The organism is Mesorhizobium sp. P2_B11 (assembly GCF_056404855.1).
On record NZ_JBFUDF010000006.1, the window covers coordinates 452,000 to 474,101 of the forward strand.

Below are 22,102 nucleotides of genomic sequence, written 5' to 3' on the forward strand. Positions count from 1 at the left end.
CGCAGGGTGGGGTCCCACGTCCCCGTATGATAAAAGGAGAACCGCCGACGTTCGGCGTCCGAGGGATTGGCATTTCAATTCACGACAGTTGTTCTGGGAGGAATAGATGAGAGTCGGTCTGTACGAAAAACTCGTCCGCGCGGGTGCGACCCGGCGTGACATACTCAAAGGCGCGGCCTCTATGGCCGCTATCGCCGCCGCTTCCGGTGCAGGCCTCGGCGCTTTAACGCGCCCGGCTGAAGCCGCCAGCGAACTGCGCTCGAAAATCCTGCAGATTCCCGGTGTCGGCAAAGGCCAGCCGACGGATTCCGACTTCCAGAAGGTCGGCGAACTCTGCCTGGAAGCCACCAAGGCCAACGTCAAGGAAGGCGAATTCGCCGGTGTCGAACTCACCTTCATGGGCCTCAACAACCAGAACCTTCACAATGTTCTGTTCCGCGGCTTCCTGAAGCCGTGGGAGGCCTACACCGGCGCCAAGATCAGCTGGATCGACCTGGCGCAGGCCGACTACAACGCTCGCCTGCAGCAGTCGATCGCCACCGGCACCGTCGATTTCGACATCATCGAGATGGGCGCGCCCTTCGAAGGCGATGTCTGCGGCAAGGGCCTGACCTCCGAAATGCCCGACTGGGTCAAAGAGCAGATCGACATGAAGGATGTCGTGGCCTATCTGCAGCCGCCGGTCGGCACCTGGGACGGCAAGCAGTATCGCATCACCGTCGACGGCGATGCGCATAACTTCAACTACCGCACCGACGTGTTTGCCGATGCCGACCTCGCCAAGGCATGGAAGGATGGCGGCGCGACCACCGAATGGGGCGTGCCGAAGACCTGGCAGGAAGTCCAGGCCGTCACAAAATTCCTCAAGGGCAAGCAGTTCAAGGGCCAGGACGTGTTTGGCTATCTCGATGCGCCCAAGGCCTGGGGCGGTTTCGGCTTCTACTTCCTTGGCAGCCGCGCCTCCGCCTATGCCAAGCATCCAGACGACAAGGCCTGGCTGTTCGACGCCGACACGATGAAGCCGCGCGTCGACAATCCGGCCTGGGTGCGCGCCATCCAGGACGTCATCGACGCGCTGCCTTCGGAACCGGCCGACCAGATCAATGCCGACCCGAACACCACCGCCTTCCAGCAGTTCCTGGCCGGCACGGGTTCGATGGTCACCTGGTGGGGCGACGTCGGCTCCAACGTCAAGACCAATGACTCGTCGGTCATCGGCGACGTCACCGGCTTCTCGATCCTGCCGGGATCCGACGATGTCTACAATTCCAAGACCGGCGCCTGGGACAAGCTCGCCAGCGGCCCGAACTATGCGCCGAACTGCGCCTATCTCGGCTGGGGCGTCTATGTCATGGCACGCGTCGACAGCGACGAAAAGAAGAAGAAGGCGGCATGGTCGGCCGCGGCCCATCTCGGCGGCAAGGACCTGTCGATCTGGACGGCGATGTATCCGTCCGGCTTCCAGCCCTACCGCAACTCGCATTTCGACATTCCCGAATGGGTTGCGGCAGGCTACGACGAGGCGTTCATCACCTCGTATCTCAAGTCGGAAGCCGACAGCTACAACCATCCGAACGCGGCGATCGAGCCGCGCATCCCCGGCATCTTCCAGTATTATTCCGCTGCCGAGGACATTCTGGCCAACACATTCGCCGGCAAGATGAAAGCGCAGGAAGGCGCCGACGCCATTGCCGCGGCCTGGGAGAAGCTGACCGACCAGATCGGCCGCGAAAACCAGATCAAGCTCTACAAGGCCTCGCTCGGCGTGTAGGCTGATCCTATCGTGACAACAGGTCCGGCGGTGCAAGCCGCCGGACCTGACCGGCTCGAGCCGGTTGCAGGTTTTAGTTTTTGAACGGACGGGGACGCGTGGCTGACCAGACCACCACTGCATGGCCGGCAAACGCCGGTCCAGCCGATCTGATCTCGCCGGGCCGCAAGCAGCTTGGCTTTGCCGTGATGGCGCTGGCCACGCTCGGCCTGCTGGCGGTGATCGCGCTGGAGATCCTCTACAAGAGCGAAGTCACCACGCTCGGTTTCGATACCTGGCGCCCTATCGTCTACGCCTACATTCTGTGGGGCGTAGCGCTCGGCGTCGGCCAGGTGCTGACGCGCGGCGAGGACGGCCAGCGCGCGCTGTTCCTGCTGCCGGCGCTTTTGTTCACCATCGCCATGGTGATCTTCCCAACATTGTTCGGCTTCTACATCGCGCTGACAGACTGGAACCTGTCCTCCTTCGCCGGCCGCAAGTTCAACGGGCTCGACAATTTCTGGCAGATGCTGGCCGATCCCTACTACCGCAATGCGCTGTTCAACATGGTGCTCTATGTGCTGGCCGTGCTGGTCGAGTACGTCATCGCTTTCGGCCTGGCGCTGCTGCTCAACGCGCAGATCCGGGCGCGCAAGTTCTTCCGTGTCGTCTTCCTGATGCCGCTGATGCTGTCGCCGGTCGCGGTGTCGTGGATGATCGGCAAATCGCTGATGGAATACCGCTTCGGGCCGGCGGCGACACTGGCGCGTCATCTCGGCTGGGAGAACCCCGCCTTCTTCTCCAACCCGATCACCGCCCGCATCTCGATCATGGTGCTCGATGCCTGGACCTTCATCCCGTTCATGATGATCATGCTCTTGGCCGGTCTGCAGGCGATGTCGCGCGACGTGCTGGAGGCCGCACGCGTCGACGGCGCCACGACCTGGCAGACTTTTTGGCAGGTCACCTTCCCGCTGATGCTGCCGGTGTCGGTGACGGCGGTGATCCTGCGCATCATCTTCAAGCTGAAGCTGGCCGACATCATCATTACCGTCACCTCCGGCGGCCCCGGTGGCGCCACGGATTCGGTGTCGAGCTTCATCTACCGCGAATACCGCGACCGCTCGAATGTCGGCTACGGCACCATGCTGGCGATGGCTTACCTTGTCATCATCGTGGTGTTCGTGACCTGGCTGTTGAAATTCGCCAATCGCTTCGTGCGCAATGTGAACTGACGGGGGACAATGAGCGTCCAGACCACCGATTATGCCGCGTCCGAAATCCGCTCGCCGCTGGGTTTTCTGGCCAACCGCGTCTTCATCTATGGCGCGCTGGCGTTCTGGGCCTTCATCTGCCTGTTCCCGATCTACTGGACGATCACCACCTCGTTCAAGACGGCCGTCGACGTCACCCAGGGCCATCTGATCCCGTTCGTCGACTTCCAGCCGGACTGGAAGGGCTGGCGCTCGCTCGGCCTGTCGCCGGATTCGATCTTCCAGACCTCGACGGTGCGCGAGGAATTCTTCAAGCGCTTCATGAATTCGGTGATCACGTCGGTCGGCGCATCGAGCCTGGCGATCGTCATCGGCAGCCTCGCCGCCTATGGGCTGACCCGTTATCGCTATCAGTTCGCCTGGTTCAAGAACGAGGACATCTCGTTCTTCTTCCTGTCGCAGTTGATCCTGCCGCCGGTGGTGCTGGCCCTGCCCTTCCTGGTGCTCTACCGCGAGGTCGGTCTGCTCGACACACGCATCGGGCTGATCCTGCTTTACACGCTGATGGTGCTGCCGATCGTCATCTGGATCATGCGCGACCAGTTCAACTCGATCCCCGTCGAGCTCGAGGAGGCAGCCCTCGTCGACGGCCTGTCGATCTGGGGCGCGTTTTTCCGCATCGTCATGCCGATTGCGCTGCCGGGCATGGTCGCCGCCTTCATCCTGGCCATGGTGCTGTGCTGGAACGAGTATTTTTTCGCGGCCCTTCTGACCTCGACCGACGCCAAGACAATTCCCGTGATGGTGGCGAGCCAGACCGGCTCGCAAGGCATCAACTGGTGGTCGATGGCAGCACTCGCCACAGCCGCAATCGCGCCGCTGGCGGTGATCGGGATTGCGCTGGAGCGCTATCTGATCATGGGCATGACGGCTGGGGCGGTGAAGTAATAGAGCCCTGTAAACTGCATCGGTTTTGGACGGATCTTTTTTGAAGATACATGAAATTCTGGCAATCGCCGCATTGATATGGGCGGATTTCTGGCTGCTTGGCTTCCTTGCCAAGGTCGTCTATCCGGCCGTATCGGCCGGAGTTTTCCCGGCAAGAGGAAGGACCCACAGGAGGTCAACAGAACCTGTAAGATATTGGTTCTTCATAATCTTTTTTGTTTTCATTTTTGTAATGATGGCGGCTTCAACCATCGGTCTCATAAGTCGCCGATATTGAATTAGAGCGCCTTTCGCTCTAGTGCCCCAGTATCGCCTTGAGATGATCCATGATCATCGCCACGCCCTTCCGCCCCAGCTCCGCTGAGGCGTCCTTGGCACTGGCCGTATACCACCCGGTATTCTCGCCAAAACGCCCGGCATCGACAGCCTCCGGGCATAGCGCCAGCATCAATGACGTCTCGCCGATACCGGCATGATCGAACGGGTATTTGCCGTTCATTTCGGCCGACATCAGCGGATGCACCTGCACCCAGTTGAAGAAGTTTTCGCCGGCGGCGTGGCCGGCATAATAGTCGGCCATCTCGTTTGCCCCCCACCAGCCCTCGCCGCGCTGCTTTTCGAGGAAGCGGAAGATCGCCTGGCGGCCTGCGGTCTTGAAGGCGAGATCGGTCGGCATTCCCGCCACGAAATTCTCGGTCTGGTGGTGGATGATGGCATGGATGTTGCGAAAGCCGATGCGCAGCAGGCCGTAGAACAGCTCTTCGCCAAACGGCGCCAGCTGATTGCCGCCGACCTGCACCGAACCGCTGCCTTCGGGCGCCGCCACGGCGTAGCTCGCCGCGCCGTAGTAGAAAGCCGGCAGGATGACGATGTCGCTCTCCTTTTCGTAGAGCTCCAGCGTCTTGATGACGGCCAGCGTGTCCATGCCGACGGCCATGTGCTCGCCGTGATATTCGAGCACGCCGAGCGGCAGCACCACCGGCCAGTTCTCGGCGATCGCCGTGCGGATCTGGTGCGGCAGCATCAATTCGTAGCGCATCGCGCCTACTCCATGTTGGTGTGGCGGGCGCGCATGGCCTCGGACGACTGGCCGGTCAGCCCCTTGAGCTTCAGCACCATCACCTCGAACAGCAGGAACAGCGCGCCTTCGAAGACCGAGCCCATCGGCAGCAGCGATCTCTTTTGCGGCCCCTGGTCGCGCGCCATGGTCTGCGCCGGGATGAGCAAGGTGAAGTCGGCGAGTGCGGTCGCACTGCCGCCAACCTCGGCGGTGAGCAGCAGCACGGTGGCGCCGGCGTCACGGGCGACCTGCATCAGGGTAAGCACCGTCGTGGTCTCGCCCGGACCGGAACTGACCAGGAAGACATCCCCCGGGCCAACAGGCGGCGTGTTCATGTCGCCGACCACCGAGACCTCGAGCCCGAGGTGATAGAGCCGCATGGCGAGGCCCTTGAGCTGCAGGGCCTCGCGGCCACAGCCATAGACAACGATCTTCTGTGCCCGGGCGAGCATTTGGCAGGCGGAGTCGATGCCGGCCTCGTCGACCCGCGCCAGCACGGCGCCCAGCTCCTGCAGGGCGGTCGCGAACATATCCGGGCCGGCATTCGTCATCGGGGTTCCGCCAGGGTTGTGGCCGGGATTTCCGGTAGCGCATTTCAGGGGAAAGGCTTGTTTTTGTTCATGCTATCACCGCGAAAATGCGTGTCCAACAGCCGCCGCGGCTTTTGCTGTGCCAGCGGCGTGATAGTGTCATGTCAGACAAATCAATCCAGGACATTTCAAGCGACATGAAGACACGGCATTTCGACCGCATCGGCAATGGCGGCATCGACTTCACCGAACTTGGCTTCGGCAGCGCGCCGCTCGGCAACCTCTACCGCGCCGTGCCCGACGAGGAAGCCAATGCCACTCTGGAGGCCGCATGGGCGACCGGCTGCCGCTACTACGACACCGCGCCGCTCTATGGCCTGGGTCTCGCCGAAACGCGCCTCAATGCCTTCCTGCGCGGCAGGAAGCGCGATGACTATGTGCTGTCGACCAAGGTTGGTCGGCTGCTGCGCGCCTGCCTGCCGGAGGAGCGCACCGGCATCGGAAAATTCTTCGACACGCCGACGCGCCGCGAGGTCTACGATTACAGCTATGACGGCGTCATGCGCTCGTTCGAGGCCTCGCTGGAACGGCTCGGCGTCGACCGTATCGACATCCTGTTCGTCCATGACCTCGACATCTTCACCCATGGCAGCAGGGAAGCGTCCGACCGGCGCATCGAGGAGTTCATGGCCTCGGGCTATTCCGGCCTGCTGGCGCTGCGCGACCAGGGTGTGATCAAGGCGTTCGGCGGCGGCATCAACGAATGGGATGTCTGTCAGACGCTGGCCGAGCGCGGCGATTTCGACCTGTTCCTGCTGGCCGGACGCTACACGCTGCTGGAGCAGGAGGCGCTTGCCACCTTCCTGCCGCTCTGTGAGACACGCGGCATCGGCATCGTGCTGGGTGGCCCCTACAATTCCGGCATCCTGGCGACAGGCCCGAAGCCCGGCGCCTATTACAACTATTCCGAGGCGCCACAGGACATCATGGATCGTGTCGGACGCATCGAGGCGGTCTGCAAGCGCCATGGCGTCAGGCTGATCGAAGCGGCGCTCCAGTTCCCGCTGCTGCACCCGTCCGTGGTGTCGGTCATCCCCGGCGGCCAGCGGCCGGCCGAGGTCGAAAGCAACCGCGCGCTACTCGACGCCAGGCTGCCGGCTGCACTTTGGGCCGATCTCAAGCAGGAAGGTCTTATGCGCGCGGATGCGCCGGTGGGCTGAAGGCGAGCCTCAGCGGGCTGAAGGCGAGCCTCAGCGGGCTGAAGGCGAGCCTCAGCGGGCTGAAGGCGAGCCTCAGCGGGCTGGCCCGCCGTGCCGCGTTGCGGTCGAGGCAAAAGAAAAGCCGGGCAAGCCCGGCTTTTCTGATCTCAGAAAAGAAAAAATAGGTCTTAGTTGACCGCGTCCTTGAGGCCTTTGCCGGCCGAGAACTTCGGCACGGTACGCGCCGGAATCTTCACTTCCGCGCCAGTCTGCGGGTTGCGGCCAGTCGACGCCGCGCGCTTGGAGACGGTGAAATTTCCGAAGCCGACGAGCCGTACATCGCCGCCCTTCTTCAGTTCGCCAGTGATGACGGAGAACACCGCATCGACCGCCGACTGTGCGTCACCCTTCGAAATGCTCGCGGATTCAGCGACAGCGGAAACCAGTTCGTTCTTGTTCATAAAAATTCCCTTCCATGAGAAAAACCGGAACTCTTCGACTCATCCGGCAGGAAACGGACTTTAGAAAGAAGCGTTCCCGCAACCAAGTCGAAAAGCGCGGAAAAAGTTGGAAAAAGCCCGGAAAAGGTGGGTTTTTCACATGAAAAAGCCGGGCGCAAGGCCCGGCTCTCTCTTTGTGCACTGCAACTTTAGTAATTTCTAATGTGCAAGCGACTTTCCGGCATCGTCTGCGCTGTCGGTCGTGGCCGGCGGATTGACCGGCTCGACCCACTCGATCGGCTCCGGCATACGCACCAGCGCGTGCCTCAGAACCTCGCCGACGCGTGAGACCGGAATGATCTCCATGCCGTTCTTCACATTGTCCGGAATCTCCGCCAGATCCTTGGCGTTGTCTTCCGGGATCAGCACCTTCTTGATGCCGCCGCGCAGTGCGGCGAGCAGCTTCTCCTTGAGGCCGCCGATCGGCAAGATGCGGCCGCGAAGCGTTATCTCACCAGTCATCGCCACATCGGCCCGGACCGGAATGCCCGTCAGTATCGACACGATGGCTGTCGCCATGGCGGCGCCTGCGGAAGGTCCGTCCTTCGGCGTGGCGCCCTCCGGCAAGTGCACGTGGATGTCGCGCTTGTCGAACAGCGGCGGCTCGATGCCGAAATCGACGGCTCTCGAGCGGACATAGGAGGCCGCTGCCGAGATCGATTCCTTCATCACGTCGCGCAGATTGCCGGTCACCGTCATGCGGCCCTTGCCGGGCATCATGACGCCTTCGACCGTCAGCAGCTCGCCGCCGACTTCCGTCCAGGCAAGACCGGTAACGACACCGACCTGATCGTCAGCCTCGACCTGACCGAAGCGGTAGCGCTGAACACCGAGGTAGTCGGCGAGGTTCGCCGCCGTGATGCTCACCGTCTTCTTCTTCGTCTTCAGGATCTCGGTCACCGCCTTGCGCCCGAGCTTCATCAGCTCGCGTTCCAGGCTTCTGACGCCCGCTTCACGGGTGTAGGTCTGGATGATGCCGCGGATCGCGTCCTCGCTGACCGAAAATTCCTTCGGCTGCAGCGCGTGGTCGCGGACCACCTTGGGCATCAGGTGACGCTTGGCGATCTCGATCTTCTCGTCTTCGGTGTAGCCGGCGATACGGATGATCTCCATGCGGTCCATCAAGGGCGCAGGGATGTTCAGCGTGTTCGCCGTCGTCACGAACATCACGCTCGACAGGTCGTATTCGACCTCGAGGTAATGGTCCATGAACGTCGAGTTCTGCTCCGGATCGAGCACCTCGAGCAAGGCCGATGACGGATCGCCGCGGAAGTCCTGGCCCATCTTGTCGATCTCGTCGAGCAGGAAGAGCGGGTTGGACTTCTTGGCCTTCTTCATCGACTGGATGACCTTGCCGGGCATCGAACCGATATAGGTGCGGCGGTGACCACGGATCTCAGCCTCGTCACGCACGCCGCCAAGCGCCATGCGGATGAATTCGCGGCCGGTCGCCTTGGCGATCGACTTGCCGAGCGAGGTCTTGCCGACGCCGGGAGGGCCAACGAGGCACAGGATCGGCCCCTTCAGCTTCTTCTGGCGGCTTTGCACGGCGAGATACTCGACGATGCGGTCCTTGACCTTGTCGAGGCCGAAGTGATCGGTGTCGAGCACGTTCTGCGCGAACGCCAGGTCCTGCTTGACCTTGGAGTTCTTGCCCCACGGGATCGACAGGATCCAGTCGAGATAGTTGCGCACGACGGTCGATTCAGCCGACATAGGCGACATCGTCCGCAGCTTCTTCAGTTCGGCTTCCGCCTTTTCGCGGGCCTCCTTGGAGAGCTTGGTCTTCTTGATGCGCGCCTCGATCTCGGCGGCCTCGTCGCGGCCGTCCTCGCCTTCGCCGAGCTCCTTCTGGATCGCCTTCATCTGCTCGTTGAGGTAGTATTCGCGCTGCGTCTTCTCCATCTGGCGCTTGACGCGCGAACGGATGCGCTTCTCCACCTGCAGGACGGAGATTTCGGCTTCCATGAAGCCCATGGCCTTTTCCAGCCGCTCCTTGACGGACAGCGTGGCCAGCATCTCCTGCTTTTCAGGGATCTTGATGGCGAGGTGCGAAGCGACCGTATCGGCGAGCTTGGAATAGTCGTCGATCTGGCTGGCAGCGCCCACCACTTCGGGCGAGATCTTCTTGTTCAGCTTGACGTAGTTTTCAAAGTCGGTGACGACCGAACGGGCGAGCGCCTCGACCTCGACCTCTTCCTCCTCCGGCTCGACCAGCGCGGCAGCGCGGGCTTCGTGGAAGTCCGGACGGTCGGTGAACGAGACGATTTTGGCACGCGAAGCGCCTTCGACCAGCACCTTGACGGTGCCGTCGGGTAGCTTCAGCAATTGCAGCACATTGGCTAGCGTGCCGATGTCGAAGATCGCATCGGGCTCGGGATCGTCATCGGCGGCATTCATCTGGGTGGCAAGCAGGATCTGCTTTTCCTGACCCATAACCTCTTCCAGCGCCTTGATCGACTTTTCACGCCCGACAAAGAGCGGAACGATCATGTGCGGGAACACCACGATGTCGCGCAGTGGGAGGACTGCGAAGACGCCGTCGCTGGGAGCCTTGGATATTTTGGCCATTGTCCAACCTTTCATGTCGCGGCCACTAATTTTAGCCAACCGCGAATCTCATATTAACGACCGTGGGTCGTTCCGCCTACCACCGTTTGTGACGGGAGTTTTACAGCACAGAATTCGGCACCACGGCCTTCCAGTGTTAGTTGGATGCACAAGGGGCAAAGATCAAGGGTTAACACCGGCGGTTCCTAGCGTATTGCGGTCCGTTCGCCTGCAACGCGACCCATCCGCAACAGCAAAGGGGCGCAACATCAAGGCAACGTTGCGGCAGCGGCCGAAAATCCACCCCAAAAAGGGCTGTTTGCCAGTCAAATACGAGGTTTTGGAAAGAGCGGATTGCTGAGCAGGTTGGCCTCGATCCTGTCCCAGCCCTTGCGTGCCGCCCAATCGAACGCCGCCAGACCCTTTTCCGTGCGCTCCTCGGCATCGGTGAAATCGCGGAACACCAGCGCCTTGCCGACGCGGAAATAGGAGAACCAGACCCAGGGGCGGCGGCAGAACCAGCATGCCAATTCCCAATGAAATTCGTCGATTGCAGCCTGAACCAGCGGCCCGACGACCACGACCTGCTCCCACCTGAAATAGTCCTGGTAGACCCGGCGCTTGTCGTCATTGTTCGGTTCGCGGCCCGCCAGAGCCTGCTTCTGGGCGTCGGCGATCGCATGTCTGAGCGGCTTTGGCATGCGATCGGCCAGATGCGGATGGTCAGGGTCGAGCCGCAGCAAATGCAGCGTCACCCAGGTTTCCATGAACACCACGCGGTTGATGTCGCGAAATTTGTCGACGAACCTGTCGTAGGAGGCGATGCGTTCCGCATGCGGCAAGGTCGAGGTGACGTCGATCACCGCGAGCACCCTCGCCGCGGCATCGGCCAGCTTGAGATACCAGTGCGCCCACAAGGCTCCATGGGCGGCGATGATCGTAAACGGGAAGCTGCGACCGCTGCCGGTGTACAGCTCGTAGTAGGATGCGGCGCGCAAAGCCATATCGTCGAGCGAGCCAGCCCGCGCTTCAGCCTCCGCCCTTAGCCGCGCGACTTCAGACGATGTGTGGTCGTCCGCAACCGGTCGGAAATCAACGTCAAGGATTGCCATCCGCTACCCCACTGCCCGCCAAGAGCCTAGTGGCGCCGGGATAACATCTCACAAACCTGCTCGTTCAAATGCGACCCAACGTTGCAGGGCATTGGCCGTTTCAATCCACCAAAAGCAAACGGCGCCCGCAGGCGCCGTTCAAATCAAGGCAGTTGGTGGCAGAAAGGCTACGCGCTGACGTTGCCCTTCTTTTCCTTCTGCTCGGAATAGATGTAGAGCGGCCGGGCGCTGCCGGTCACCACTTCTTCCGAAATCACCACTTCGCGCACGCCTTCCAGCGCCGGCAGTTCGAACATGGTGTCGAGCAGGATCGCTTCCATGATCGAGCGCAGGCCGCGGGCGCCGGTCTTGCGCTCGATGGCGCGCTTGGCGATCGCCGACAGCGCATTCTCGTGGAAGGTCAGGTCGACACTCTCCATCTCGAACAGCCGCTGATACTGCTTGACCAGCGCGTTCTTCGGCTCGGTCAGGATCTGGATCAGCGCCGGCTCGTCGAGGTCTTCCAGCGTCGCCAGGACAGGCAAACGGCCGACAAACTCTGGGATCAGGCCGAATTTCAAGAGATCCTCGGGCTCGACCAGGCGGAAGACGTCGCCGGTGCGACGATCCTCGGGCGAAGCGACGATGGCGCCGAAGCCAATGGACGTCTTGCGGCCGCGATCCGAGATGATCTTGTCCAGCCCGGCGAAGGCGCCGCCGCAGATGAACAGGATGTTGGCGGTGTCGACCTGCAGGAATTCCTGCTGCGGATGCTTCCTGCCGCCCTGCGGCGGCACGGAGGCAACGGTGCCTTCCATGATCTTCAAGAGCGCCTGCTGCACGCCCTCGCCCGACACGTCGCGGGTGATCGAGGGATTGTCCGACTTGCGCGAAATCTTGTCGATTTCGTCGATGTAGACGATGCCGCGCTGGGCGCGCTCGACATTGTAGTCGGCCGACTGCAACAGCTTCAGGATGATGTTTTCGACGTCCTCACCGACATAACCGGCCTCGGTCAGGGTCGTGGCGTCGGCCATGGTGAAAGGAACGTCGATGATGCGGGCCAGCGTCTGCGCCAGCAGCGTCTTGCCGCAGCCGGTCGGGCCGATCAGCAGGATGTTGGACTTCGCCAGCTCGACGTCGTTGTTCTTGCCGGCATGCGCCAGGCGCTTGTAGTGGTTGTGCACGGCCACCGACAGCACGCGCTTGGCGTAGGGCTGGCCGATGACATAGTCGTCGAGAACTTTCAGGATCTCCTGCGGTGTCGGCACGCCCTCGCGCGACTTCACCATCGAGGTTTTGTTTTCCTCGCGGATGATGTCCATGCAGAGCTCGACGCACTCGTCGCAGATGAACACCGTCGGGCCGGCGATCAGCTTGCGCACCTCGTGCTGGCTTTTGCCGCAAAACGAGCAATAAAGCGTGTTCTTGGAATCACCGCTGTTGTTGCCGACCTTGCTCATTTTCCTGTCCTTTCATCGCCGCCCGCCGATGGTCTGGCGGAAACGGCGCATATTCTATCTATCGCGGGAATTCGCCGCCGCCAGTGTCCCGGCTCCCGCAACGCAATCCGTACGAAACACAAATCAGAAAACGTAGCAATGATTCGCGACAACCCCACCCAAAGCTAAGCCGTCGAAAATCAACATAGCATTAACGTAGGCAATCCCATCCGCCGAGGGAACAGCCAATTGTGGCCGAAATGCCGCAAATCCCAGCAAAAGCGCGTTATCCCGCCATCCAACTGCCATGCAGCCTTATGCGGCAACGCCTTCGACCGGCTCGCGCGACGAAATGACCTTGTCGATGAGGCCGAAATCCTTGGCTTCGTCGGCGGTCATGAAATGGTCGCGGTCAAGCGTCTTTTCGATCTCCTCGTAGCTCTTGCCGGTGTGCTTGACATAGACCTCGTTGAGGCGGCGCTTCAGCTTGACGATGTCCATGGCATGGCGCTCGATGTCGGAAGCCTGGCCCTGGAAGCCGCCGGACGGCTGGTGAACCATGATGCGGGCGTTCGGCGTGGCAAAGCGCATGTCCTTGTGACCGGCGGTCAGAAGCAGCGAGCCCATCGAGGCCGCCTGGCCGATGCACAGCGTCGACACGGCCGGCTTGATGAACTGCATGGTGTCGTAGATCGCCATGCCCGAGGTCACGACGCCGCCCGGCGAGTTGATGTAGAGGTTGATCTCTTTCTTCGGGTTTTCGGCCTCGAGGAACAAAAGCTGTGCACAGACCAGCGTCGCCATGCCGTCTTCGACCGGGCCGGTGATGAAAATGATGCGCTCCTTCAGCAGGCGCGAGAAAATGTCGTAGGCCCGCTCGCCGCGATTGGTCTGCTCGACCACCATCGGAACGAGGTTCATGTAGGTTTCGACGGGGTTCTTCATGGACTATCCCTTTTTGGAGATGGGGATTCCGGCGCCGGAAATATGAGCAATCGGGCAGAATCGGTTCTGGACGGTTAGGATGTAAATAGGATGCCGGCTCACCCTAGCGCAAGGCCGCCTTCTCCTAGCCATCTGGTTAAGTCGAATCAAGGTTTCCGCGCAAGGGGAAGCCAGGACGCGGCCAACTACGGTTTTAGGTGTAGCAATTCCTTAACCGCATCGCTTAACGAAATGCGGCGAAACCGCTTTCCCCGGGAGAACCATACCCTACAATTCAACGTTGAACCTGCGTTCTCGCGTTCAAACAGGGGGAGTGCCATGATCAGGAAGACAGTTTCCTTGGCCATTGCCGGCCTTGCCGGTCTCGGCATGGTGTCCGAAGCGGTCGCCGGCGGCCGCGCCGTCGAGTGCTACGAGCCGGTGCACAGGCCGGCGCTCTATGACACTTTCTATGAAGACGTCATGGTCAGCCCCGGCGGGCAGCTGGTCGATTACGACCCGCCGATCTACGGCACGTACGAGCGCGTCGAGCAGATCGCGCCGCCCCGCGTCACCTATGAGGTCGTGCCGGCCCGAACCCGCACCGTTTACCGCACGGTCCAGGTCGACAATGGCGGTTATGCCTGGGAATGGCGCGTCATCCACGGCCGCCGGGTGCTGTGCAAGGTCTGGCGCAAGGCCCGCTACGCACGTGTCGCCGAAACGGTGGTGGTTGAACCCGCGCGTACCCGACGGGTCGTGCTGCCGGCCGAATATGAGAGCGTTGCGCATGAAGTGCTGGTGCGGCCCGAGCGGCGGCATGTCACCGAGATTGCGCCGTCATACCAAAGGGTGGCGCGCCGGGTGGTGGTGCGGGAAGGTTCTACCAGCTGGCGCCGCGTGCATCTTGCGCGCCATTGCCAGGATTAGGGATCGGCACGTCGTCGAGTGCTATTGAGGCGCCGACTTCGCGTTGGCCGCCATGACCACGTCGTTCCAAAACCGCACATACTCAAAATGCTGGTTGCGCGTCAGCCAGACCCTATTGGCCGGATCGACAGGATCCCCGCCGAGCAGGATCGGCGTAAGTTCCGCAAGTTGCATTCCGGCGTGGGAACTGTTCGCCTGCTCGGGCTTCAGGGTCCTGCTCCAATCGCCAAAGTCCTTAGCAACGGCGATCGCCAATTCCCAGCTCATGCCGACGAATGGAACGAGAACCACGGACATGGCCGGCGAGCGCATGTCAAATCCATAGGCCTCCGCGCTGCCGTCGGAGCCAAACAAAATCAGTCCAGGCGCAAGCGTCTGAACGCGGTATTCACGGTTGAACGGCACCAGTTGCGCCGCGCTCCAGGTAACGACAAGGTCGTCGCCGCGGACCCATTCGCCTCCGTCATGCTGATTGAGAAAATCAACGTAAGACGACGGAAGCGACCGTTTTAGCTCAACCAGTATGGTCTCTTTTGAAATGTCCGGCATAGGACCTGTCAGGCCACCTCCGCTCGCAACCATCGCTTCAAACCGGCAATATCGCCATCGCCAAGCGCGGCGGCGACGCGCCTGCCGACGGCTGCGCCGAATTTGTAGCCATGGCCGGAGCAGGCGGAGACGATCAGGCATCTGCCTTTCTCGTGCGCGAAAAATTTCTCGTCCGCCGTAAAAGTGTAGGCGCAGGTGACGACGTCCGTCACCCTGTACTCTTCGATGCGGGCGATCGGCGGCGAAAACAGATTGCGGATCGCCTCGCCCTCGCCCGGCACCGGCTCGCGGTTCCAGTCGGCGTCGCTGGTCGGAACCTTGTGCAGGGCTGAGCCGAATTTCATGCCGGCGCCGCGCGACAGCGGGATCATGTAGCCGTTGGTGCCGCCACCGACATCGAAAAAGATCGGGGCCGCTTCCCATGCCGCCTTGAGGTCCGCCGGCGGTTCGACATAGGCAAGCGCATTGCGAAAGGTTTTCAAGTCGCCGCCGAGTTCGGGAAACAGTTTCAGCACCCAGGCGCCGGCGGTGACGACAATACGGTCGGCCTGCATGGTTTCGCCGCTGGCCAGCACAATATGGCCGGCCCCGGCGTCGACCCTCACAACCCTGGCGTTTTCATAGACGTTGGCGCCGTTTGTCCGCAGCCATTCGGCCAGGCCGGAAGCGATCTTGCGACAATGCAGCGCGCCGCCTTCCGGCGAGACATAGGCGTAGCGGATCGAACCCGGTTCGAGGAACGGCCAGCGTTCGACTGCGGCCTCGGGTTCGAGCAGTTCGAACGCGAAATTCGCCTGTTCGCGGTATTGCTCGGCCTTGTCGCCCGGCTCGCGCGAAACGCAGAGGAAGCCCCTGACATCGAGATGGCTTTCGCCGAGATCGGCCCACATCTCGTCCCAGGCCGCATAGGCCTCAGCGATCAGCCTGCCATAGCCCGCCCCAGCCAGGTAGGCGCGGCGGATGATGCGGTGATGGTCGCCGGAGGCTGCGAGCGGATTGGGGATCGGCCCTTGTTCGACGATGGAAACGCTATGGCCCGCCTTGACGAGCGACCATGCTGTCGACAGACCGGCAATGCCTGCACCGACCACGATCACATTCATCTAACCGTCTTTCCGCAGCCCGTTCGGCTGGCTCAATCCATTGGCTTTGGGTGGGCAACATACGGTCTGGCACCAAGCTGGCAAGCCGCGCTAATGGTCTGGCATGACCAAATCCATGCCGCCCTACCTCGCCTTTGATCCAGCCACGCGCCGCCTGCGGCTCGATCCGCACGAGCCGGCGTTTTTCCAGAACCCTTACGACGCCTACGCCTTCCTGCATGGCGCATCGAACGCCTTCTTCTGGGAAGAGTTCGGCTTCTGGTGTTTTGGCGGCTATGACGACGTCAACCGGCTGCTGCGCGACCGCCGCTTCGGCCGGCAGAGCCCGACCGGCGTTCCGGACAGACGCGGCGTCGGCATGGATCGCTCGCATCTTGCCGCCTTCGACGGCATCGAGACCAATTCGATGCTGGAGCTGGAGCCGCCGGTGCACACCAGGCTCAGGACCCTGGTCAACCGCGCCTTCGTCTCGCGGCAGGTCGAACGGTTGCGACCCCGCGTCGAAGCGCTCGCCAACGAGTTGATCGACCGGTTCGAACCGGACAAGGTCGATCTGCTGCCTGCCTTCGCCTCGCCCTTGCCGATCACCATCATCGCCGAAATGCTCGGCGTTCCGGTCGAAATGGGGCCGCAACTGCTCGACTGGTCGCACCAGATGGTGGCCATGTACATGCACAGCCGCACACGCGAGATCGAGGAAACGGCCAACCGCGCCGCGCGCGACTTTTCCGACTTTTTGCGCGGCTATGTCACTGAGCGGCGCAAGCACCCGGGCGACGACCTGTTGTCGCTGCTGATCGCGGCGCAGGAGGATGGCCAGAAGCTGTCGGAGGACGAACTGGTCTCGTCCGCCATCCTGCTGCTCAATGCTGGCCACGAAGCGACGGTCCATCAGACCGGCAACGCCGTGCGCACGCTCTTGGCGCAAGGCGGCGATCCCGCCCGCTTCTTCACCTCGCCGGAGGCGACTGCCGCCACGGTCGAGGAATGCCTGCGCTTCGACGCGCCGCTGCACATGTTCACCCGCTACGCCTATCAGGAGATCGAGGTGACATCAGGGGTTATCGTACAACCGGGCCAGACGATCGGCCTGCTGCTCGGCATGGCCAACCATGATCCACTTGCCTTTGCCGAACCCGGCGCCTTCCGGCCTGGCCGGGCGGACCAAAAAAATGTCTCGTTCGGCGCCGGCATTCATTTCTGCATCGGCGCGCCGCTGGCGCGGCTGGAATTGCAGGTATCGCTGAAAACGCTTTTCGAGCGGCAGCCGCACCTCCATCTTGCGGAGGAGCCGCGCTTCCGCGACACTTACCACTTCCATGGGCTGGAAAGGCTTGCCGTCGGGTTCTGACGATTGCGGGCGTGGGGTTGCGAGATGAGACTGTTTCCAATGCGGGCGATCGCGTTCGCCCTCGTTCTACTGTGCGCCGGCATCGACGGAGCGTCCGCTCAACAACAGGCTGAAAACATTGCCTGGGAAAACAGCATGGCCATTGCCAAGAAAATGGCGACCGGCCTGCTCGACCGTCAGACCGGGGTGAAGGGTCTGCCGCTGACCTCCTTCGCCATCGACGTCGACCTCAATCTCGATGGCTTTCCCGAAATCTTCGCCTATCGCTATCAACCGGGTTGCGACGGCACGACGTGCGGCAATTTCCTGTTCGTGCTGGAAGGCGACAGCTACCGCGAGGTGCTGGGCGACATACCGGGCGCCAGGCTGGTGCCGCAGGACAAGATCAGCCTCAGCACCTTCAAGCGCAACCGCTATTTCGATATCCAGTCCGACCAGTTGACGATCGGCTGGAACGGTGAGCGCTATGCCGACATCTCGACGCTGCCGATCACATCGCTCAACCGCGATACGTTCATTGCCGCCTGTGAGAAATCGAAGGTCAGCGAGCCGCCTGAAGAGGGTGAAGCCGAGCGCGCGGCGACCGATTGCCAATGTCAGTTCAACCGGCTGCAGGCGGTCGGCTTCTCGCAGGCAGATCTCGACCTCTATGCGGCCTCGCTGGCCAAGAATTTCGTCTATCCCACCGGCGACAAGGAGGCGGCCTGGCAAACGCTTTCAGGCAATGCCTATGACGTCGCGATCGGCTGCGAGGTTGCCAGCGGCAGAAGCCAATGGCCACAGGCCTATATCAACCATGGCGACCAGCCGCCGCAAAAGCTCGACTTCGACGCCTTTCTCGACGCCTGCCCGGCACGGGATTTCATCCTGAGCAACCGCAAGATCGGCACGCCGGACCGGGCGCTCGGCCTGTGCGGCTGCCTTGCCCGCGAAATGCCGACGCAAGGGATGACGCAAGCGGGGCTCGACCTGGTGACGCGCTATTATCGCGACGAAATATCGGACAGTGATGCCGAGGCCGAGAATGCGCTGGCTATGCACGACAAGGCGTCGGAAGCCTGCCTCACTTCGTTTCCGAAGTAGTCCTTCAGAGCTTGATCACATATTCCTTGCGGGTCGTTTCAAGCACTTCCCAGCTGCCCTTGAAGCCCGGCCTGAGCACAAAGCTGTCGCCGGCGCGCACGGTGCGCGCCTCGCCGCCGTCCTCGGCCACCACCGAGACACCGGACAGGATGTGGCAGAACTCCCACTCATCATAGACGATGCGCCATTTGCCGGGCGTGGCTTCCCAGATGCCGGCAAAGAGGCCACCGTCGCGCTCCTCGACATTCCAGGTGCGAAACTTTGGATCGCCCGCAATCAGGCGATCCGGCGCCGGGGCGCCATGCTCGGCGTCGACAGTGTCGACGCCGACGGACACGAATTTCGGTTCAGCCATGATCAGACCTTGGCCAGAGCCTGTTCGAGATCGGCGACGATGTCGTTGACATCCTCGATACCGACAGAAAGCCGGACCGTGTCCGGACCCGCACCGGCCTTGACCTTCTGCTCGTCGGAGAGCTGGCGGTGCGTGGTCGAGGCCGGGTGGATGACCAGCGATTTGGTGTCGCCGACATTGGCCAGGTGCGAGAACAGTTCGAGCGCCTCGACGAATTTGACGCCGGCGTCGTAGCCGCCCTTCAGGCCGAAGGTGAAAACAGCGCCGGCGCCCTGCGGCGAGTACTTCTTCTGCAGCGCATTGTTCTTGTCGCTGGGCAGACCGGGATAATTCACCCACGCGACCTTGGGGTGGTTGGACAGCCAGCCGGCGACGGTAACCGCATTGTCGCAATGGCGCTGCATCCTGAGCGGCAAGGTTTCGAGACCGGTCAGGATCAGGAAGGCGTTGAACGGCGAGATCGCCGGGCCGAGGTCGCGCAGGCCAAGCACGCGTGCTGCGATGGCGAAGGCGAAATTGCCAAAGGTTTCGTGCAGCACCAGGCCGCCATATTCGGGGCGCGGCTCCGACAGCATCGGGTATTTGCCCGATTTCGACCAGTCGAAGGTGCCGCCATCGACAATGGCGCCGCCGATCGAATTGCCGTGGCCGCCGATGAATTTGGTCAGCGAATGCACGACGATATCGGCGCCATGCTCGATCGGCCGAACCAGATAGGGCGATGCCAGCGTGTTGTCGACGATCAGCGGCAGGCCGTGCTTGCGGGCGACGTCGCCGATCTTCTCGATATCGACAAATTCGCCGCCCGGATTGGCCAGGCTCTCGATGAAGATCGCCTTGGTCTTGTCGTCGATCTGGCTCTCGAAGGTGGAGATGTCGTTGGTGTCGGCCCAGCGCACTTCCCAGCCATAATTCTTGAAGGCATGGCCGAACTGGTTGATCGATCCGCCGTAAAGCCTTGTCGCAGCGACGAAATTGTCGCCGGGGCGCAGCAGATTGTGGAACACCAGAACCTGCGCCGCATGGCCGGAGGCGACGGCGAGCGCCGCCGTGCCGCCCTCAAGCGCGGCGATGCGCTCCTCCAGCACCGCCTGGGTCGGGTTCATGATGCGGGTGTAGATGTTGCCGAATGCCTTCAGCCCGAACAGCGACGCGGCGTGGTCGGCATCGTCGAAGACGAAGGAGGTCGTCTGGTAGATCGGCGTGGCGCGCGCGCCCGTCGCCGGGTCGGGCTTGGCGCCGGCATGGACGGCGAGCGTGTTAAAACCGGGCGTACGGGTCATCGAAACCTCCCTCTCCTGAACTTTTGAAAATCGCCGGGCATTCTTGGCGAAGCGCGGTCACGAATGCAAAGAAGAAAATACCTTTCGGCAAGCGATCTACGATCAACGCGCGGGGGACTTCATCGCTTCCCGGAATAATTTTGCTCGCTTGGGAACCGAGCATGGCTTTCGGGATCGCGGTCTATTTCTGGCGCACGCCAAAACTCTGGAATCCCGATCGCATCAGCGGCTTTTTCGATGACAGCACGCCGGAGTTGACGCCGGTCCAGCCGATCTCGCCGGACAACTTGCCATATTCGATCTTGGGACAGCGGTTCATCACCACCTTGATGCCGGCTGCCTCGGCGCGCGCTGCCGCCTCGTCATCGCGCACGCCAAGCTGCATCCAGAGGACTTTCGGCAAGGGATCGAGCTTCAGCACCTCCTTCAGAATGCCAGGCACCGCTGCGGAGGCGCGAAAAATGTCGACCATGTCGACCGGCTCGGGCAGATCGGCAAGGCTGGCATAGACTGTGCGGCCAAGGATTTCCTTGCCGGCCTGCCCGGGATTGATCGGAAACACCGAAAAGCCTTTGGCCAACAGATATTTCAGCACGAAAAAGCTCGGCCGGACGTCATTGGCCGACGCGCCGACCATGGCGATGGTCTTCACCGAATTCAGAATGCCGCCGATATAGGCATTGTCGTAGGCGTCGTGGTTCATGCGGCTTTCCTGCGGTAGTGATAGCGATAGAGTTCACGGCTGAACCCAAGCGAGGCATAGAGCGCACGGCCCGGCGCGTTATCGGCGACGACCTGCAGGCAGGCTGCCGAGGCCCCTGCCCGCCGCGCCCAGCCGATCAGGCTGCCGACCGTCCTGCGGCCGAGGCCTTGCTGCCGGAACCGGCTGTCGGTCTCAACCGACTCCACCACAAGCAGCCCATCGCGGATGACGCCATAGGCCAAGGCGGCAATTTCGCTGTCGCGCTCGCAGGATACGAACGCCTTGTCGCCGGTGATCAGCCCGGGCATCTCGCGAAAGACGCGGCGATCGATGTCGTCATAGGCGCCCATGCGGAACCGCGCGGCGAACCAATCCTCGCTGGGCGTCGGCGACACGGTGACGTGCTCGTCACTGATATCAGCCAGTTCGTCGATCCCGCCATAGAGATGGATGGTCCCGCCTTCGAAATCGTAGCCGCGGCGCTCGAGCAGCGTGTCCATCTCGGCGGCAATGTCGGGAACCCGAAACAGCGGCGTCTGGCCATGATCGAGATAGAAGGCCTCGGCAACATCGAGCACGCTCTCAGGCGTGCCGCGCTTGCCCCGCAAGGGGTTTACCGAATTGCTGCGCCGGATCCGGCCGCCAGAGCGCCTGAGCAGCCAGCCGTCGACAACCGTCTCTACCGCTGCCGGCCAGGCTTCGCGGCAAGCCTGTTCGCTCCGCCAGTTGAGATCGTCGTCGCTCATGCCCGCACCGTCACTCGTCGTCTTCCCGCAGCGCCTCTTCCATAAACGCCTGCGGGTCGGTGCAGAAGTCGCGCATCATGCGAAAATGGTCGGTATCGCTGAAATCGGTCGGGTCGAGGCCGAAACGGCTGATGCGGAACAGCCTAGCGCCTGGACAGGCCATCAACAGCGGCGAATGGGTGGCCATGATAACTTGCGCCGTGCCCGACTGGTCCATGCGCCGCAGCATTTTCAAGAGCTCGATCTGCCGCGACGGCGACAGCGCGCTTTCAGGCTCGTCGAGGATGTAGATGCCTTGCCGGCGGCAGCGCTCCTCGAAGAAGCGGATGAAGCCCTCGCCGTGCGACCAGGACAGGAAGTCGGGTGGTGCACCGCCTGAAGTCAGCGCTGCCTGGTCAAGATAACGGGCCACCGCGTAAAAGGATTCGGCGCGGAAGAATCAGCCGGCGGTGACCTTCGGCAGCCAGTGGCCGCGCAGCGTGTCCGCAAGCGCCGCGCCGCTCTTATCGATGGCACCGGAGTGGTCAACGGGCATGTAGCCCTTGCCGCCACCGGCCTCGTCGTAGCCGGCCAAAGCGCCGATGGCTTCAAGCAGCGTCGATTTGCCGGTACCGTTTTCGCCGACAATGATGGTGATCGGGGTGGTGAATTCGAACTCGAATTCGTGGCCGCGAAACAGCGGCAGGTTCCAGGGGTATTTTTCCCAGTCCTCGACCCGCTCGGGATCGAGCAGGATGCGCTTGAGGTAAGGCGCCTTCAGCCGCGTCAGTTGCTTGCGGTACGCCATGCGG

The 22,102-nt window shown here is 62.0% G+C and carries 20 protein-coding genes and 1 pseudogene; 7 read left to right on the top strand and 14 right to left on the bottom strand.

Features of this window, described 5'->3' with window-relative positions:
* The first annotated feature begins 106 nt into the window (after window positions 1–106).
* From AC1DYJ_RS21675 to AC1DYJ_RS21685, 3 genes are all read left to right on the top strand, one after another.
* The gene (locus AC1DYJ_RS21675) at window positions 107–1,771 is read left to right on the top strand and encodes an ABC transporter substrate-binding protein (RefSeq protein ID WP_477284741.1); all 1,665 of its coding nucleotides are present in this window, start codon (window positions 107–109) and stop codon (window positions 1,769–1,771) included.
* 98 nt (window positions 1,772–1,869) lie between these two features.
* Window positions 1,870–2,985 carry a carbohydrate ABC transporter permease gene (locus tag AC1DYJ_RS21680; RefSeq protein WP_477284743.1) on the top strand — a complete coding sequence of 372 codons (1,116 nt, stop codon included), beginning with the start codon at window positions 1,870–1,872 and terminating at the stop codon, window positions 2,983–2,985.
* Window positions 2,986–2,994: 9 nt separating this feature from the next.
* Complete coding sequence (locus AC1DYJ_RS21685; RefSeq protein WP_477284745.1) at window positions 2,995–3,912, top strand: carbohydrate ABC transporter permease; 918 nt, start codon at window positions 2,995–2,997, stop codon at window positions 3,910–3,912.
* Between the two features lie 295 nt (window positions 3,913–4,207).
* Here the strand turns inward: AC1DYJ_RS21685 and AC1DYJ_RS21690 are convergent, their stop codons facing one another.
* Together AC1DYJ_RS21690 and AC1DYJ_RS21695 are read right to left on the bottom strand one after the other, a co-directional pair.
* A complete protein-coding gene (locus tag AC1DYJ_RS21690) occupies window positions 4,208–4,951 on the bottom strand; it encodes a creatininase family protein (protein WP_477284747.1) in 744 nt (247 codons plus the stop codon).
* Window positions 4,952–4,956: 5 nt separating this feature from the next.
* Window positions 4,957–5,523 carry an SIS domain-containing protein gene (locus AC1DYJ_RS21695; RefSeq protein WP_477284749.1) on the bottom strand — a complete coding sequence of 189 codons (567 nt, stop codon included), beginning with the start codon at window positions 5,521–5,523 and terminating at the stop codon, window positions 4,957–4,959.
* Between the two features lie 176 nt (window positions 5,524–5,699).
* Here AC1DYJ_RS21695 and AC1DYJ_RS21700 point away from each other — a divergent pair, with 176 nt between their 5' ends.
* Entirely contained in the window at window positions 5,700–6,722 is a 1,023-nt protein-coding gene (locus tag AC1DYJ_RS21700; RefSeq protein ID WP_477284858.1) for an aldo/keto reductase, read from the top strand.
* A 167-nt stretch (window positions 6,723–6,889) separates the two neighbouring features.
* On the opposite strand, the gene AC1DYJ_RS21705 is transcribed toward AC1DYJ_RS21700, so the two are convergent.
* From AC1DYJ_RS21705 to clpP, 5 genes are all read right to left on the bottom strand, one after another.
* Entirely contained in the window at window positions 6,890–7,162 is a 273-nt protein-coding gene (locus AC1DYJ_RS21705; protein ID WP_112392385.1) for an HU family DNA-binding protein, read from the bottom strand.
* A gap of 198 nt (window positions 7,163–7,360) precedes the next feature.
* Entirely contained in the window at window positions 7,361–9,772 is a 2,412-nt protein-coding gene (lon, locus tag AC1DYJ_RS21710) for an endopeptidase La (protein ID WP_477284751.1), read from the bottom strand.
* A gap of 305 nt (window positions 9,773–10,077) precedes the next feature.
* Complete coding sequence (locus AC1DYJ_RS21715) at window positions 10,078–10,863, bottom strand: hypothetical protein (RefSeq protein ID WP_477284753.1); 786 nt, start codon at window positions 10,861–10,863, stop codon at window positions 10,078–10,080.
* A gap of 167 nt (window positions 10,864–11,030) precedes the next feature.
* Window positions 11,031–12,305, bottom strand: coding sequence for an ATP-dependent Clp protease ATP-binding subunit ClpX (gene clpX / locus AC1DYJ_RS21720; protein ID WP_023682305.1), 1,275 nt, complete (start codon window positions 12,303–12,305; stop codon window positions 11,031–11,033).
* Between the two features lie 294 nt (window positions 12,306–12,599).
* Window positions 12,600–13,229, bottom strand: coding sequence for an ATP-dependent Clp endopeptidase proteolytic subunit ClpP (gene clpP / locus AC1DYJ_RS21725; protein WP_477284756.1), 630 nt, complete (start codon window positions 13,227–13,229; stop codon window positions 12,600–12,602).
* Between the two features lie 318 nt (window positions 13,230–13,547).
* Here clpP and AC1DYJ_RS21730 point away from each other — a divergent pair, with 318 nt between their 5' ends.
* Window positions 13,548–14,138, top strand: coding sequence for a hypothetical protein (locus AC1DYJ_RS21730; RefSeq protein WP_477284757.1), 591 nt, complete (start codon window positions 13,548–13,550; stop codon window positions 14,136–14,138).
* A gap of 21 nt (window positions 14,139–14,159) precedes the next feature.
* Here AC1DYJ_RS21730 and AC1DYJ_RS21735 read toward each other — a convergent pair whose 3' ends face one another.
* Both AC1DYJ_RS21735 and AC1DYJ_RS21740 read right to left on the bottom strand, forming a co-directional pair.
* Window positions 14,160–14,687, bottom strand: a complete 528-nt coding sequence (locus tag AC1DYJ_RS21735; protein WP_477284759.1) for an SMI1/KNR4 family protein — start codon at window positions 14,685–14,687, stop codon at window positions 14,160–14,162.
* Window positions 14,688–14,695: 8 nt separating this feature from the next.
* Window positions 14,696–15,790 (bottom strand): NAD(P)/FAD-dependent oxidoreductase, encoded by a 1,095-nt coding sequence (locus AC1DYJ_RS21740; protein WP_477284761.1) that lies wholly within the window; start codon window positions 15,788–15,790, stop codon window positions 14,696–14,698.
* 103 nt (window positions 15,791–15,893) lie between these two features.
* Between AC1DYJ_RS21740 and AC1DYJ_RS21745 the strand changes: the two genes are divergently transcribed.
* Together AC1DYJ_RS21745 and AC1DYJ_RS21750 are read left to right on the top strand one after the other, a co-directional pair.
* Complete coding sequence (locus AC1DYJ_RS21745) at window positions 15,894–17,141, top strand: cytochrome P450 (RefSeq protein ID WP_477426240.1); 1,248 nt, start codon at window positions 15,894–15,896, stop codon at window positions 17,139–17,141.
* Between the two features lie 135 nt (window positions 17,142–17,276).
* Window positions 17,277–18,224 carry a hypothetical protein gene (locus AC1DYJ_RS21750; RefSeq protein WP_477284765.1) on the top strand — a complete coding sequence of 316 codons (948 nt, stop codon included), beginning with the start codon at window positions 17,277–17,279 and terminating at the stop codon, window positions 18,222–18,224.
* Window positions 18,225–18,228: 4 nt separating this feature from the next.
* Here AC1DYJ_RS21750 and AC1DYJ_RS21755 read toward each other — a convergent pair whose 3' ends face one another.
* The 5 genes and pseudogenes from AC1DYJ_RS21755 to AC1DYJ_RS21775 form a co-directional block, all read right to left on the bottom strand.
* Entirely contained in the window at window positions 18,229–18,579 is a 351-nt protein-coding gene (locus AC1DYJ_RS21755) for a cupin domain-containing protein (protein ID WP_477284766.1), read from the bottom strand.
* 2 nt (window positions 18,580–18,581) lie between these two features.
* Entirely contained in the window at window positions 18,582–19,862 is a 1,281-nt protein-coding gene (locus AC1DYJ_RS21760) for an O-acetylhomoserine aminocarboxypropyltransferase (protein ID WP_477284768.1), read from the bottom strand.
* Window positions 19,863–20,043: 181 nt separating this feature from the next.
* A complete protein-coding gene (locus AC1DYJ_RS21765; RefSeq protein ID WP_477284770.1) occupies window positions 20,044–20,565 on the bottom strand; it encodes a CoA-binding protein in 522 nt (173 codons plus the stop codon).
* Complete coding sequence (locus tag AC1DYJ_RS21770; RefSeq protein WP_477284772.1) at window positions 20,562–21,311, bottom strand: GNAT family N-acetyltransferase; 750 nt, start codon at window positions 21,309–21,311, stop codon at window positions 20,562–20,564. Before AC1DYJ_RS21770 ends, AC1DYJ_RS21765 begins: the two co-directional genes overlap by 4 nt.
* A gap of 10 nt (window positions 21,312–21,321) precedes the next feature.
* Window positions 21,322–22,098, bottom strand: a pseudogene (locus AC1DYJ_RS21775) (AAA family ATPase).
* Window positions 22,099–22,102: the final 4 nt, after the last annotated feature.